The sequence below is a fragment of the Pseudomonas fluorescens genome, assembly GCF_004683905.1.
Taxonomy (GTDB): Bacteria; Pseudomonadota; Gammaproteobacteria; order Pseudomonadales; family Pseudomonadaceae; genus Aquipseudomonas; species Aquipseudomonas putida_A.
On the sequence record NZ_CP038438.1, the window covers coordinates 1,987,497 to 2,001,737 of the forward strand.

Sequence of the window (14,241 nt, forward strand, 5' to 3'; positions counted from 1 at the left end):
GGGGTAGTCAAGGAGGGTTATTAGACGATTGTCGACAATGTGTATTTATCCTTTGACTGATGTGGGCGAATTGGCTAGTTTTTGCCGCATTGGATTTAAAGGTGTCGACAATCATGCTGGATCAACTCGATCCCCCGGTCATCAGCGGCGAGGATTCCGAGACGCTCTCGGAAAACGTCTTCCGGCGCATCCAGGCGGCCATCGTCAAAGGCGAGATCGCCCCAGGCAGCAAGATCTCCGAACCCGAGCTGGCGCGCACTTATGGCATCAGTCGCGGGCCGCTGCGCGAGGCCATTCATCGGCTTGAAGGTCAGCGACTGTTGGTGCGCGTACCGCATGTCGGCGCGCGGGTGGTGTCGCTCAGCCACGCCGAATTGCTCGAACTCTACGAAATCCGCGAATCCCTTGAAGGCATGGCCTGCCGGCTGGCGGCCGAGCGCATGAGCGTCGAAGAAATCGACGAACTGCGCCGGGTGCTGGAAACCCACGAGCGCGACGCGGCGTTCCAGGCCGGGGTCGGCTATTACCAGCAGGAAGGCGATTTCGACTTTCACTACCGGATCATCCAGGGCAGCGGCAACCGCACGCTGACCCAGATGCTCTGCGGCGAGCTGTATCAACTGGTGCGCATGTACCGCATCCAGTTTTCCACCACGCCCAACCGCCCGCGTCAGGCCTTCGCCGAACACCACCGGATTCTCGATGCCATCGCCGACCGTGACGGCGAACTCGCGGAATTGTTGATGCGCCGTCACATCGGCGCCTCGAAACGCAACATCGCCCGTCATTACCAGGACGGCGCCGACAATAAGACAGCCACTGAACGAGGTGAGTCATGAGTTCCAAGCAGAACACTCCAGGCCAGCGTTTCCGCGATGCGGTCGCCAGCGAGCACCCATTGCAGGTGGTCGGCGCGATCAACGCCAACCACGCGCTGCTGGCCAAGCGTGCCGGTTTCAAGGCGATCTACCTGTCCGGTGGCGGGGTGGCCGCAGGCTCGCTCGGCGTGCCGGACCTGGGCATCACCGGCCTGGATGACGTGCTGACCGACGTGCGGCGCATCACTGACGTCTGCGACCTGCCGCTGCTGGTGGACGTCGACACCGGTTTCGGTTCGTCGGCGTTCAACGTGGCGCGCACTGTGAAGTCGATGATCAAGTTCGGCGCCGCGGCGATTCACATCGAAGACCAGGTCGGCGCCAAGCGTTGCGGCCACCGTCCGAACAAGGAAATCGTCAGCCAGCAGGAAATGGTCGACCGCATCAAAGCCGCCGTCGATGCCCGTACCGACGACAGCTTCGTGATCATGGCGCGTACTGACGCGCTGGCGGTGGAAGGTCTGGAGTCGGCACTGGATCGCGCCGCGGCGTGCATCGAGGCCGGCGCCGACATGATCTTCCCGGAAGCCATCACCGAGCTGGAGATGTACAAGCTGTTCGCCAACCGGGTGAAAGCGCCGATTCTGGCCAACATCACCGAGTTCGGCTCGACGCCGCTGTACACCACCGAGCAGCTTGCAGGGGCGGATGTGTCGCTGGTGCTGTACCCGCTGTCGGCGTTCCGCGCGATGAACAAGGCAGCGGAAAACGTCTACACCGCGATCCGCCGCGACGGCACACAGCAGAATGTCATCGACACCATGCAGACGCGCATGGAGCTCTACGATCGCATCGACTATCACACCTTCGAGCAGAAGCTCGATGCGTTGTTTGCACAAAAGAAAGGCTGAATTAAACCCTGTGGGAGCGGGCTTGCTCGCGAAGACGGACTGATATCCAACATTGATGTCGACTGATCCAGCGCTTTCGCGAGCAAGCCCGCTCCCACACGTTTCCCCTACAAATTCAAGAAAATTGGAGACAGCAATGGCCGAAGCAAAAGTACTCAGTGGCGCCGGGCTCCGTGGCCAGGTTGCCGGGCAAACCGCACTGTCCACCGTGGGCCAGGCCGGTGCCGGGCTGACCTATCGCGGCTACGACGTGCGTGAACTGGCAGCAGACGCGCAGTTCGAAGAAGTGGCTTACCTGCTGCTGTACGGTGAGCTGCCGACCCAGGCACAACTTGACGCCTACCAGCAAAAGCTGAGCAAGCTGCGCGACCTGCCGCAAGCACTGAAAGAAGTGCTCGAACGCATCCCCGCTGACGCCCATCCGATGGACGTGATGCGCACCGGTTGCTCGTTCCTCGGCAACCTCGAGCCGGAGAAAGACTTCTCCGAACAGCGCGACAAGACTGACCGTCTGCTGGCCGCATTCCCGGCGATCATGTGCTACTGGTATCGCTTCAGCCACGACGGCAAGCGCATCAACTGCGTCAGCGACGAACCTACGATTGGCGGCCACTTCCTGCACCTGCTGCACGACAAGAAGCCGAGCGAACTGCACGTCAAAGTGATGAACGTGTCGCTGATCCTTTACGCCGAGCACGAATTCAACGCCTCGACGTTTACCGCTCGCGTTTGCGCATCGACCCTGTCCGACCTGTATTCCTGCGTCACGGCGGCTATCGGTTCGCTGCGTGGCCCGCTGCATGGCGGCGCCAACGAGGCGGCAATGGAAATGATCGAGCGCTTCTCGTCGCCGCAAGAGGCGATCAAAGGCACCCTCGGCATGCTCGAGCGCAAGGACAAGATCATGGGCTTCGGCCACGCGATCTATAAGGACAGCGATCCGCGTAACGAGGTGATCAAGGGCTGGTCGAAAAAACTCGCCGACGAAGTCGGTGACAAGGTGCTGTTCCCGGTCTCCGAAGCCATCGACAAGACCATGTGGGAGCAGAAAAAACTGTTCCCCAACGCCGACTTCTACCATGCCTCGGCGTACCACTTCATGGGCATCCCGACCAAGCTGTTCACGCCGATCTTCGTCTGCTCGCGCCTGACCGGCTGGGCCGCGCACGTGTTCGAACAGCGCGCCAACAACCGCATCATCCGTCCAAGCGCCGAGTACATCGGCGTTGAGCAGCGCAAGTTCGTGCCAATCGAACGTCGCTGAATGGTGAGCTGACCCGATCCTTGAAGCCACCACAAATCCCTGTAGGAGTGAGCCTGCTCGCGATGACGGACTGACATTCACCATTGATGTCGACTGATCTACCGCTATCGCGAGCAGGCTCACTCCTACAAGGGACGGTGTGAATCTTGAGTCGGGCGTCTGCCCACCCTTTGAAACTACCGTGACCCGAGTCCTGACCCGATGAACACAGCATTCCGCAAAAACCTGCCCGGCAGTTCCCTGGATTATTTCGACGTCCGTGCGGCGGTCGAGGCGATTCAGCCCGGCAGCTACGACACCCTGCCGTACACCTCCCGCGTGCTGGCGGAAAACCTCGTGCGTCGCTGCGACCCGGCCACGCTCAGCGATTCGCTGAAACAACTGATCGAGCGCAAACGCGACCTCGACTTCCCGTGGTTTCCGGCGCGTGTCGTGTGCCACGACATTCTCGGCCAGACCGCACTGGTCGACCTCGCCGGCCTGCGTGACGCGATTGCGCAACAGGGTGGTGACCCGGCGCAGGTCAACCCGGTGGTGCCGACGCAACTGATCGTCGACCACTCGCTGGCGGTGGAAGCGGGCGGTTTCGACAAGCAGGCGTTCGAGAAGAACCGCGCCATCGAAGACCGGCGCAACGAAGACCGTTTCCACTTCATCAACTGGACCAAAAAGGCCTTCAAGAACGTCGACGTGATCCCGCCGGGCAACGGCATCATGCACCAGATCAACCTGGAGAAAATGTCCCCGGTGATCCAGGTGCGCGACGGCGTGGCGTTCCCCGACACCTGCGTCGGCACTGACAGCCACACCCCGCACGTCGATGCGCTGGGCGTGATCGCCATCGGTGTTGGTGGGCTTGAAGCCGAGAGCGTGATGCTCGGCCGCGCCTCGTGGATGCGCCTGCCGGAGAGCGTCGGCGTCGAACTGACCGGCAAGCTGCAACCCGGCATCACCGCCACCGACATGGTGCTGGCGCTGACCGAGTACCTGCGCAAACAGAAAGTCGTCGGCGCCTGGCTGGAGTTCTTCGGCGAAGGCGCGTCCGCACTGACCCTCGGCGACCGCGCGACCATCTCCAACATGGCCCCGGAATACGGCGCCACGGCCGCGATGTTCTACATCGATCAACAGACCATCGACTACCTGAAACTCACCGGTCGCGAAGACCAGCAAGTGCAGCTCGTCGAGCAGTACGCCAAGCTCAACGGCCTGTGGGCCGACAGCCTGAAAGGCGCGCAATACGAGCGCGGCCTGAGCTTCGATTTGTCTTCGGTGGTGCGCAACATGGCCGGCCCGAGCAACCCGCACGCCCGCGTCGCGGTGTCGGATCTGGCGGCCAAAGGCATCTCCGGGCAGTGGGATGATGTGCCGGGGCAGATGCCCGACGGCGCGGTGATCATCGCCGCCATCACCAGCTGCACCAACACCAGCAACCCGCGTAACGTGATCGCCGCCGGCCTCTTGGCGCGCAATGCCAACAAGCTGGGCCTGACCCGCAAGCCGTGGGTCAAATCCTCGCTGGCGCCGGGTTCGAAAACCGTGGCGCTGTACCTCGATGAAGCGGGGCTGACCACCGAGCTGGAGCAACTTGGTTTCGGTGTCGTCGCGTTTGCCTGCACCACTTGCAACGGCATGTCCGGCGCCCTCGATCCGGTGATCCAGCAAGAGATCATCGACCGCGATCTGTATGCGACTGCCGTGCTTTCCGGCAACCGCAACTTCGACGGCCGCATCCACCCGTACGCCAAACAGGCGTTCCTCGCGTCGCCGCCGCTGGTGGTCGCGTACGCCATCGCCGGGACCATCCGTTTCGACATCGAGAAAGATGTGCTGGGCGTGGTCGACGGCAAGGAAATCCGCCTGAAGGACATCTGGCCGAGCGACGAAGAAATCGACGCGGTGGTGAAGTCGTCGGTGAAGCCGGAGCAGTTCCGGCAGGTCTACATTCCGATGTTCGCCATCCACGAAGACACCGGCCCGAAAGTCGCGCCGCTGTACGACTGGCGCGAAATGAGCACCTATATCCGCCGTCCGCCGTACTGGGAAGGCGCGCTGGCCGGCGCGCGGCCGCTGAAGGGTATGCGCCCGCTGGCGGTACTGCCGGACAACATCACCACCGATCACCTGTCGCCCTCGAACGCGATCATGCTCGACAGCGCCGCCGGTGAATACCTGGCGAAAATGGGCCTGCCGGAAGAGGACTTCAACTCCTACGCCACGCACCGTGGTGACCACTTGACCGCGCAACGCGCGACCTTCGCCAACCCGAAACTGTTCAACGAAATGGTTCAGGAAAACGGCAAGGTCAAGCAGGGCTCGCTGGCGCGGGTCGAGCCGGAAGGCCAGGTGATGCGCATGTGGGAAGCCATCGAAACCTACATGGAGCGCAAGCAGCCGCTGATCATCATTGCCGGCGCCGATTACGGTCAGGGTTCGTCCCGCGACTGGGCGGCCAAAGGCGTGCGTCTGGCAGGTGTCGAAGCGATCGTCGCCGAAGGTTTCGAGCGCATCCACCGCACCAACCTGGTGGGCATGGGCGTGTTGCCGCTGGAGTTCAAACCGGGCACCGACCGTCACACGCTGGCCATCGACGGCAGCGAAACCTACGACGTGATCGGCGCCCGTACCCCGCGCGCCGACCTGACGCTGGTGATCCACCGCAACAACGGCGAGCGCGTAGAAGTGCCGGTAACCTGCCGTCTGGATACCGCTGAAGAAGTGTCGATCTACGAGGCCGGCGGCGTGTTGCAGCGCTTCGCCCAGGACTTCCTCGAAGAGTCGGCGGTTGCCGTTTAAATCTACTGATACAGGCGTGAGATCGCCATCTCACGCCTGTGGTTAAGGAGCATCATGGCTCACGCAGCTAATTTCGCACCGCAGATCAAAATCCCCGCCACCTACATGCGCGGCGGTACCAGCAAAGGCGTGTTCTTCAGCCTCAAGGATCTGCCCGAAGCCGCGCAGGTTCCCGGCCCCGCCCGCGATGCCTTGCTGCTGCGGGTGATCGGCAGCCCCGACCCGTACGACAAGCAGATCGACGGCATGGGCGGTGCCACCTCGAGCACCAGCAAAACCGTGATCCTGTCGAAAAGCAGCAAGGCCGATCACGACGTCGATTATCTGTTCGGTCAGGTCTCCATCGACAAGCCGTTCGTCGACTGGAGCGGTAATTGCGGCAACCTCTCGGCAGCGGTCGGTTCGTTCGCCATCAGCAATGGTCTGGTGGAGGCCCGCCGCATTCCGCACAACGGCGTGGCGGTGGTGCGCGTGTGGCAGGCCAACATCGGCAAGACCATCATCGCCCACGTGCCGATCACCAACGGCGAGGTGCAGGAAACCGGTGATTTCGAACTCGACGGCGTGACCTTTCCGGCCGCCGAAGTGCAGGTCGAATTCATGGATCCGGCAGCGGAAGAAGAGGGCGGCGGTTCGATGTTCCCCACCGGTAACCTGATCGATCAGCTTGAGGTGCCGGGTGTCGGCACGTTCCAGGCGACCATGATCAACGCCGGGATCCCGACGATTTTCGTCAACGCCGCAGACATCGGCTACACCGGCACCGAGCTTCAGAGCGCGATCAACGGCGATCCGAAAGCGCTGCAGATGTTCGAAACCATCCGCGCCTACGGTGCATTGCGCATGGGGCTGATTGCGAATCTGGACGAAGCGGCCAAGCGACAGCACACGCCGAAAGTCGCGTTTGTCGCCAAGCCTGCGAATTACGTGGCGTCCAGCGGCAAGGCGATTGCCGCCGCTGATGTGGATCTGCTGGTGCGTGCGTTGTCGATGGGCAAGTTGCACCACGCGATGATGGGTACGGCGGCGGTGGCAATCGGCACGGCGGCGGCGATTTCCGGGACTCTGGTGAATCTCGCGGCGGGCGGTGTCGAGCGCAACGCGGTGCGCTTCGGCCATCCGTCCGGGACGCTGCGCGTAGGCGCCGAGGCCAGTCTGGAAAACGGTGAGTGGGTAGTGAAAAAGGCCATCATGAGCCGCAGTGCGCGCGTCCTCATGGAAGGTTTCGTCCGTATCCCTGGCGACTCTTTCTGATCCAGTATCGATGCCCTCACCCCAGCCCTCTCCCGGAGGGAGAGGGAGCAGACCGAGTTGTAATTGGATGTCCTGCGACCTGAAGCATCTTGGCGATTATGGATTCACGGAAGAGCTTTCAGGTCGACGTATGTGTTGAATATCACCCTAGCCCTCTCCCGGAGGGAGAGGGAGCAGACCGAGTTGTAATTGGATGTCCTGCGACCTGAAGCATCTTGGCGATTATGGATTCACGGGAGAGCTTTCAGGTCGACGTATGTGTTGAATATCACCCTAGCCTCTCCCGGAGGGAGAGGGAGCAGACCGAGTTGTAATTGGATGTCCTGCGACCTGAAGCATCTTGGCGATTATGGATTCACGGAAGAGCTTTCAGGTCGACGTATGTGTTGAATATCACCCGGTCGGTTCCCTCTCCCTCCGGGAGAGGGCTAGGGTGAGGGAAACAATCCACTGACGAAACATCACAAAGCAGACACCACGATCTGCTCTAAACAAAAAACCAACCAGCCCCTGAGGAAGACCACCCCACTCATCATTCCCCACCAGGAGAGCCGCAATGAGCGCCAACGTCGACCAGAACAACCGCCCCGACTACGACCGTGTCCTGCAAGACATCGCCGATTACGTCCTCACCTTCAACGTCGAATCTGCCGAAGCCCTCGACACCGCCCGCAACTGCCTGATGGATACCCTCGGTTGTGGCTTGCTGGCGTTGCGGTTCCCCGAGTGCACCAAACACCTTGGCCCACTCGTCGAAGGCACCGTCGTGCCGTTCGGGGCGCGGGTGCCGGGCACTTCCTATCGCCTCGACCCGGTGAAAGCCGCGTGGGACATCGGCTGCATCGTGCGTTGGCTCGACTACAACGACACCTGGCTCGCCGCCGAGTGGGGGCATCCGTCGGACAACCTCGGCGGAATTCTCGCGGTGGCCGATCATCTCTCGCAGAAGCGTGTCGCCAACGGTGAAGCAGCGCTGACAGTGCGCGACGTGCTTGAAGCGATGATCATGGCCCACGAGATCCAAGGCGTGATCGCTCTGGAAAACTCGTTCAACCGCGTCGGCCTCGACCACGTTCTACTGGTGAAAGTCGCTTCGACCGCCGTCACCGCCAAACTGATGGGCGCCAATCGCGAGCAACTGCTGTCGGCGTTGTCCCATGCCTTCGCCGATGGTCAGGCGCTGCGCACCTATCGCCATGCGCCGAACGCCGGCTCGCGTAAATCCTGGGCGGCGGGGGATGCCACCAGTCGCGGTGTGCGTCTGGCCGACATCGCCCTGCGCGGCGAAATGGGTATTCCCGGCGTGCTGACGGCCAGGCAGTGGGGTTTCTACGACGTGTCGTTCAGCCACACCAACAACGATCTGGCGCTCAAGCCAGAGGGCAAACGCGTCTTCAGTTTCGCGCGGCCCTACGGCAGTTACGTGATGGAAAACGTGCTGTTCAAGATCAGCTTCCCCGCCGAATTCCACGCGCAGACTGCCTGCGAAGCAGCGGTGACCTTGCATCCGTTGGTGCGCAACCGCTTGCATGAAGTCGACCGCATCGTCATCACCACCCATGAGTCGGCGATTCGTATCATCTCCAAGGTCGGGCCGCTGGCCAATGCGGCGGATCGCGACCACTGCATTCAGTACATGACCGCCGTGCCGCTGGCATTCGGCAATCTGCTGGCCGAACAATACGAGGACGATTTCCACGCTGCGCACCCGATCATCGATGTGTTGCGCGAGAAGATGGTCATCGTCGAAGACCCGCGTTTCACCCGCGAGTATCTGAAGGCCGACAAGCGCTCGATTGCCAACGCGGTGCAGGTGTTTTTCAAGGATGGCTCGAGCACCGAGAACGTGGTGGTGGAATACCCGATCGGCCACCGTCGCCGTCGCGCCGAGGGCATCCCGTTGCTGGAGGACAAGTTCAAGGCCAACCTGGCGACGCGTTTCACCGGCCAGCGCAGCAACGAGATCTTCACCCTGTGCAAGGATCAGCAAGCGCTCGAAGCCACGCCGGTCAATCGCTTCGTCGACCTGTTCGTGATCTAGGCCAACGCCAGAGGTGTCGCGGGCTACAGGCTGCCCTCGACATCCTCCAGGCTGAAGGTTTCGGTGTGGTCGTCGTAGGAGAAAATCTCCGCATAACGACCCCAGGCGATCACCACTTCCAGGGTTCTCTCGACGAACGCTTCGGTCAGCGAGTCCTGCAGTTCCTGCTCGAAACGCACCCGTGGCGCGCGGTGACCATTGCGCTCCAGCAGTACCTGACGGATGCGCGCGGCCAGCGGCACGTGGCGAATCAGGTGCTCGGCAAACAGGGTTTTGCGTTCCTGGGTGCCGTAGTCGGCGAACAGTTTGCCGGCGTCGGTCAGGGTGATGTCGGCGCCTTTGAGTTCAGCGAAACCGAGGTGCTCGATCATCTCGGCCACGGGGAACAGGTCATCGACTTCCAGCAGACGCCGTTCAGCCACGGTGGGCAGGCCGGCGTGGCCGTTGTAGGGTTCGGCGGCGATGGTTTCGATCAGACCGGCCATCAGGTTGGTCGAGACCTCAGGCAGCGGACTGCTCATTTTCAGCTCGGGTTTGCCGGCGCTGGCATCGGCGCTGCGCCGGTCAGTCATCTGCGCGTAAATGTCGTCGACCATCTGCCGGAAAGCCGGATCCAGGCGGTTGCGTGGATGGGCGAACGGCACTTTGATTTCCGCCACCACCCGGCCCGGGTTGGACGACAACACCAGAATGCGGTCGCACATCAGCACTGCTTCTTCGATGTTGTGGGTGACGATCAGGATCGATTTGATCGGCAGTTGCTTGCCGCTCCACAGGTCCAGCAGATCCGTGCGCAGGGTTTCGGCGGTCAGTACGTCGAGTGCCGAAAAGGGTTCGTCCATCAGCAACAGGGTCGGGTTGACCACCAGCGCCCGCGCGAAGCCCACGCGCTGGCGCATGCCGCCGGACAACTCGCGCGGGTAGGCGTTTTCGAAACCGTCGAGGCCGATCAGGTCGATCGCCGCCAGCGCCCGTTTACGCGCAGCCTTGCGTTCGACCTGCAAGGCTTGCAGGCCGGCCTCGACGTTTTCCAGCACCGTCAGCCACGGGAACAGGGCGAAGGTCTGGAACACCATCGCCACACCTTCGGCCGGGCCGTGCAGCGGCTGGCCGTTGTACAGGACATCGCCCGATGACGGTTCGATCAGGCCGGCAATGATCCGCAGCAAGGTGGATTTGCCGGAGCCGGAGCGGCCGAGCATGCCGACGATCTCGCCTTCGCGCAGGGTCAGATCCACCCCGCTGAGCACTTGCAGTTCTTCCTTGCCCTTGCCAAACACCCGGTTCACATCGCTGAGCGAGTAGATTTCGGGGCTGGCGGCGGTTTGTCCGGTATAGGTATTCATCGCAGCGAGTCCCATCAGTTCAGGCGCAGTTTGTTTTCGGCCACGGCGTACATCGGTCGCCAGACCAGACGATTGAAGGCCACGACAAAGATCGCCATGACCACCACGCCGAGGGTGATTTTCGGAAAATCTCCGGCGGCGGTGGTCTGGGCGATATAGGCCCCGAGACCGTGGGCAACGACTTTGTCCTGCCCCCAGGAGACGAATTCGGAGACGATGCTGGCGTTCCACGCACCGCCCGAGGCGGTAATGGCGCCGGTCACGTAGTACGGGAAAATGCCCGGCAGCATGACTTTGCGCCACCACAACCAGCCGCGAATGCGGAAGTTGGCGGCGGCCTCCTTGTAGTCATTGGGGAAGGCGCTGGCTCCGGCGATCACGTTGAACAGGATGTACCACTGCGTGCCGAGCACGATCAGCGGGCTGAGCCAGATGTCCGGGTTCAACTGGTAGCGCAGGATCACGATGACGAATACCGGGAACAGCAGGTTCGCCGGAAATGCCGCGAGGAACTGCGCCAGCGGCTGGATCTTTTCCGCCAGCGCCGGACGCAGGCCGATCATCACTCCCAGCGGCACCCAGATCAGCGAAGCAATGAGAATCAGACCGGCCACTCGCAGTAAGGTAAAGAACCCCAGCAGCAATACATGGCCGACCTCGGCGAGCGTCACTTCTGTGCCGACATACAGGACGATGTGATAAAGCGCATAAGCCGTCAGCAGCGCGATCAATGTGCCCCAGATCCAGTCGATCATTTTCGATCTGCTCGGGTTGTCCGCGCTGAGGGTGTGGCGCGCCGCACGCGGCAGGTTCAAGCGCATGTTGCCCAGCCGACTGATGGCGCGGCTGAACGGGCGCAGCAGGCGCTGGATCAAGCGGGTACGCTGGATCAGGTTCAGTACCCAGGATTCGGGCGCGGCGGTCTGCGAGGCGGTGTTTTCCATGCGGAACTTGTCGGCCCAGGCCACCAGCGGGCGGAACAGGAACTGGTCGTAGATCAGGATCACCACGATCATCGTCAGAATCACGTAACCCACCGCGTGCAGGTCTTTCTGCGCGATGGCCATGGCCAGATACGAGCCGATACCCGGCAGGGTGATGGTCTGGTCCCCCACCGTGATTGCTTCCGACGCCACCACGAAGAACCAGCCGCCGGACATGCTCATCATCATGTTCCACACCAGACCGGGCATGGCGAAAGGCACGTCGAGTTTCCAGAAACTCTGCCAGCCGGACAGTTGCAGGTTGGTCGACACCTCCACCAGATCCCGCGGCAGCATGCGCAGCGACTGATAGAAGCTGAAGGTCATGTTCCACGCCTGACTGGTGAAAATCGCAAAGATCGCGGCGAATTCCGCCCCGAGTACCCGGCCGGGAAACAACAGCAGAAAGAAGGTCACGGTGAACGAGATGTAGCCCAGCACCGGCACCGATTGCAGGATGTCCAGCACCGGCACCAGCAGTTTTTCGGCGCGACGGCTTTTCGCGGCCAGGGTGCCGTAAAGCAGGGTGAACACCAGCGCCGCGACCATCGCCGCGAGCATGCGCAGGGTGGTGCGCATGGCGTATTCCGGCAGGTTGCCCGGGTCGAGGGAAATCACCTCGCTCTGCAAGGTGGCGATTGGCGCCCAGGTTTCCCGGGCGGTGATCGAGAAAAACAGCAAGAAGCCGATCACCAGCGGCATGGCGATCAGGTCCCAGCGATTGGGCAGCAAGCGCCGGGTCGTGGCCGGGATGTAGTGACGGAACACTTTCTTCATACGCAGTGATTCCAGCGGTGTCCAAGGGGGCGCGGCAGTCTGAGCGTAGCTTCTGTCTGCACGACCCACCGAGTGAGCGGATGCTCGTTCTTCAGGTTCAAGTGGGAGGTGAATGTTGCGGGCCCGCTGAATTCATCAGGCCAGGAGGGCTGGCGCATCCGGTTTGGGAACCGGATGCGCTGCTTGCGCGGATTGTATATTTCCAGATGTTACAAAGACGTAAAGACCGTGTCTGTTTTGAGTGAAGAAACTTTCATCCGGTAAATGCCCGTCCGCCTACGCGAAACGCAGGATTACCCGGCGATTGTTGCGGCTTTTCTTCTCGATTTTTTCGCAATACACCCGGCCGATTTCCCGGGTGTTGTGCACATGGGTGCCGCCACAGGGCTGGATGTCGACGCCGCTGACCTCGACCATGCGCAAGTCACCCTGAATGACGGGCGGCTTGACCGTCTTGCTGCCGGTCCTCTCCAGCAAGGCGGGGTACTCGGCGGCCGGCATCGACAGGGTATTGACCGTGCAGGCCTGTTCGATCAGCGCGTTGAGGTCGCGGGTGATGCTGTCCTTGTCGAGGGTCATTTCCGGCAGATCGAAATCCAGTCGGCCCTTGTCGGCGCTGATGCTGCACCCGGTGACTGGCGCATTGATCAGCGCACCGAGCAGATGCAGGCAGGTATGCATCTTCATGTGCTGATAGCGCCGCTCCCAGTCGAGGCTGGCGTTGACCAATGCGCCGGTACACAACTGCGGCGGACACTCCTGCACCTGATGCCAGATGATCGACGGCAGCAGGGGATCGCGCGCCGTCCCGGTGACTTCGATCCGCGTACCATCCACCAGACTGAAATGCCCGGTGTCACCCGGCTGCCCGCCACCGGTTGGGTAGAAAAGGGTGTGTTCCAGCACGACGGCCTGATCGACCACTGCGATGACCCGGGCACCAAAGGCGCGTCGGTAGGGTTCGCTGTTAAACAGGCTGAGGGTTTCCATGGTGTGTACCGACATTTGAACCTCCGATGTTCAAAGTTGAGTGGTGTGTGAGCCCTTGTGCTCACCTCGGGTCGTGGGCTTTCAGCGTTTGAGCGGTAGCTTGGTGATCGCGAAACCGGTGAGCAGGATCGCCGAGTACAGCATCAGCTCCCGGGAGATCGACGTGCCTTCGTACCAGGCGCCGATGAGCAGGGCGAATACCGGGAAGATGATGAACACGAACGACAACAGCACCGGGCTCAGGCGTTTGAGCAGGATGAAATACACGATAAAGCCGCCCACTGACGCCACCAGTCCGAGGTACAGCAGAGCGCCCCATGAGCGCGCGGTCACGTCCTTGAATACCGGTGCTTCCACGTTCAAGCCGACAATAAATAACATCAGCCCGGCGATGCCGATCGGCAGGGTGTTGTAGGTGATCACGCTGATCGCGCTGCCGTGCTTTTTAGTCACCACGTAACACAGCGCATGCAGGATCGCCGCGCACAGAATCGCCAATACGCCGAGCCATTCCGCCTGATCCAGATGCAGGCCCTGGCTGCGAATGATCATGAACAGACTGGCGAAACCGATGGCGATACCGAGCATCTGTGTGGGGAGGATTTTCTCGCGCAGGAACAGCGCGGAAAACATCAGGATAAACACCGGCATGCAACTGAACAGCAGCGCTGTCAGACCGGACGAAACGTGCATCTCGCCGTAGTTGAGCAGGTAGTACGGCAGGCTGAAGTACGACAGCGTGACGAACACGAAAAACCAGCGGCTCTGTCGCGGGAACAACAGCGGTTCCCTGCGCAGTGCGGCGAAGCTCAGGAACAGCGGAAAGGCGATCAGAAAGCGCAGGCCCGCGGCGGTCAGTGGCGGCACGCTTTCCACGGCAATCTTGATCCCCAGCCACGTAGTGCCCCAGCTCAGGCAGACGATCAGAAACAACGTGCTGGTGAGCAATCCGGCGAGCCAGGGTTTGCTGATGTTCAGCGGTGCGCTGATGGCAGTCGACATGCTTGGTGCTCCGCATTGACCTGGTAGTTGAAAAGGGCTATCCCTGATTGAACCTGTTT

The 14,241-nt window shown here is 61.5% G+C and carries 10 protein-coding genes; 6 read left to right on the forward strand and 4 right to left on the reverse strand.

What is annotated here, in order from left to right:
• Positions 1-116 precede the first annotated feature (116 nt).
• The 6 genes from E4T63_RS09105 to prpD all read left to right on the forward strand — a co-directional run bounded on the left by E4T63_RS09105 (position 117) and on the right by prpD (position 9,084).
• Complete coding sequence (locus E4T63_RS09105; RefSeq protein ID WP_177416209.1) at positions 117-839, forward strand: GntR family transcriptional regulator; 723 nt, start codon at positions 117-119, stop codon at positions 837-839.
• Positions 836-1,729, forward strand: coding sequence for a methylisocitrate lyase (gene prpB, locus E4T63_RS09110; RefSeq protein ID WP_007960897.1), 894 nt, complete (start codon positions 836-838; stop codon positions 1,727-1,729). Before E4T63_RS09105 ends, prpB begins: the two co-directional genes overlap by 4 nt.
• Before the next feature lie 136 nt (positions 1,730-1,865).
• Positions 1,866-2,993: a bifunctional 2-methylcitrate synthase/citrate synthase gene (prpC, locus tag E4T63_RS09115; protein WP_134785841.1), complete on the forward strand. Its 1,128-nt coding sequence runs from the start codon at positions 1,866-1,868 to the stop codon at positions 2,991-2,993.
• A 201-nt stretch (positions 2,994-3,194) separates the two neighbouring features.
• Positions 3,195-5,789, forward strand: a complete 2,595-nt coding sequence (acnD, locus tag E4T63_RS09125) for a Fe/S-dependent 2-methylisocitrate dehydratase AcnD (RefSeq protein ID WP_135295293.1) — start codon at positions 3,195-3,197, stop codon at positions 5,787-5,789.
• Positions 5,790-5,843: 54 nt separating this feature from the next.
• The gene (prpF, locus tag E4T63_RS09130) at positions 5,844-7,043 is read left to right on the forward strand and encodes a 2-methylaconitate cis-trans isomerase PrpF (protein ID WP_135295294.1); all 1,200 of its coding nucleotides are present in this window, start codon (positions 5,844-5,846) and stop codon (positions 7,041-7,043) included.
• 556 nt (positions 7,044-7,599) lie between these two features.
• Positions 7,600-9,084 (forward strand): 2-methylcitrate dehydratase, encoded by a 1,485-nt coding sequence (gene prpD / locus E4T63_RS09135; RefSeq protein ID WP_135295295.1) that lies wholly within the window; start codon positions 7,600-7,602, stop codon positions 9,082-9,084.
• A 23-nt stretch (positions 9,085-9,107) separates the two neighbouring features.
• On the opposite strand, the gene E4T63_RS09140 is transcribed toward prpD, so the two are convergent.
• The 4 genes from E4T63_RS09140 to E4T63_RS09155 all read right to left on the reverse strand — a co-directional run bounded on the left by E4T63_RS09140 (position 9,108) and on the right by E4T63_RS09155 (position 14,182).
• The gene (locus E4T63_RS09140) at positions 9,108-10,430 is read right to left on the reverse strand and encodes an ABC transporter ATP-binding protein (protein WP_134785845.1); all 1,323 of its coding nucleotides are present in this window, start codon (positions 10,428-10,430) and stop codon (positions 9,108-9,110) included.
• Positions 10,431-10,444: 14 nt separating this feature from the next.
• The gene (locus tag E4T63_RS09145) at positions 10,445-12,190 is read right to left on the reverse strand and encodes an ABC transporter permease (protein ID WP_135295296.1); all 1,746 of its coding nucleotides are present in this window, start codon (positions 12,188-12,190) and stop codon (positions 10,445-10,447) included.
• A gap of 276 nt (positions 12,191-12,466) precedes the next feature.
• Entirely contained in the window at positions 12,467-13,195 is a 729-nt protein-coding gene (locus tag E4T63_RS09150) for an alanyl-tRNA editing protein (RefSeq protein WP_135295297.1), read from the reverse strand.
• Between the two features lie 66 nt (positions 13,196-13,261).
• Positions 13,262-14,182, reverse strand: a complete 921-nt coding sequence (locus tag E4T63_RS09155) for a DMT family transporter (protein WP_135295298.1) — start codon at positions 14,180-14,182, stop codon at positions 13,262-13,264.
• Between the last annotated feature and the right edge of the window lie 59 nt (positions 14,183-14,241).

Coding starts and splice junctions, on each gene's coding strand:
- prpC (WP_134785841.1), top strand. CDS start 1,866: ATGGCCGAAGCAAAAGTACTCAGTGGCGCCGGGCTCCGTGGCCAGGTT.
- E4T63_RS09140 (WP_134785845.1), bottom strand. CDS start 10,430: ATGAATACCTATACCGGACAAACCGCCGCCAGCCCCGAAATCTACTCG.
- prpD (WP_135295295.1), top strand. CDS start 7,600: ATGAGCGCCAACGTCGACCAGAACAACCGCCCCGACTACGACCGTGTC.
- E4T63_RS09155 (WP_135295298.1), bottom strand. CDS start 14,182: ATGTCGACTGCCATCAGCGCACCGCTGAACATCAGCAAACCCTGGCTC.
- prpB (WP_007960897.1), top strand. CDS start 836: ATGAGTTCCAAGCAGAACACTCCAGGCCAGCGTTTCCGCGATGCGGTC.
- E4T63_RS09150 (WP_135295297.1), bottom strand. CDS start 13,195: ATGTCGGTACACACCATGGAAACCCTCAGCCTGTTTAACAGCGAACCC.
- prpF (WP_135295294.1), top strand. CDS start 5,844: ATGGCTCACGCAGCTAATTTCGCACCGCAGATCAAAATCCCCGCCACC.
- acnD (WP_135295293.1), top strand. CDS start 3,195: ATGAACACAGCATTCCGCAAAAACCTGCCCGGCAGTTCCCTGGATTAT.
- E4T63_RS09145 (WP_135295296.1), bottom strand. CDS start 12,190: ATGAAGAAAGTGTTCCGTCACTACATCCCGGCCACGACCCGGCGCTTG.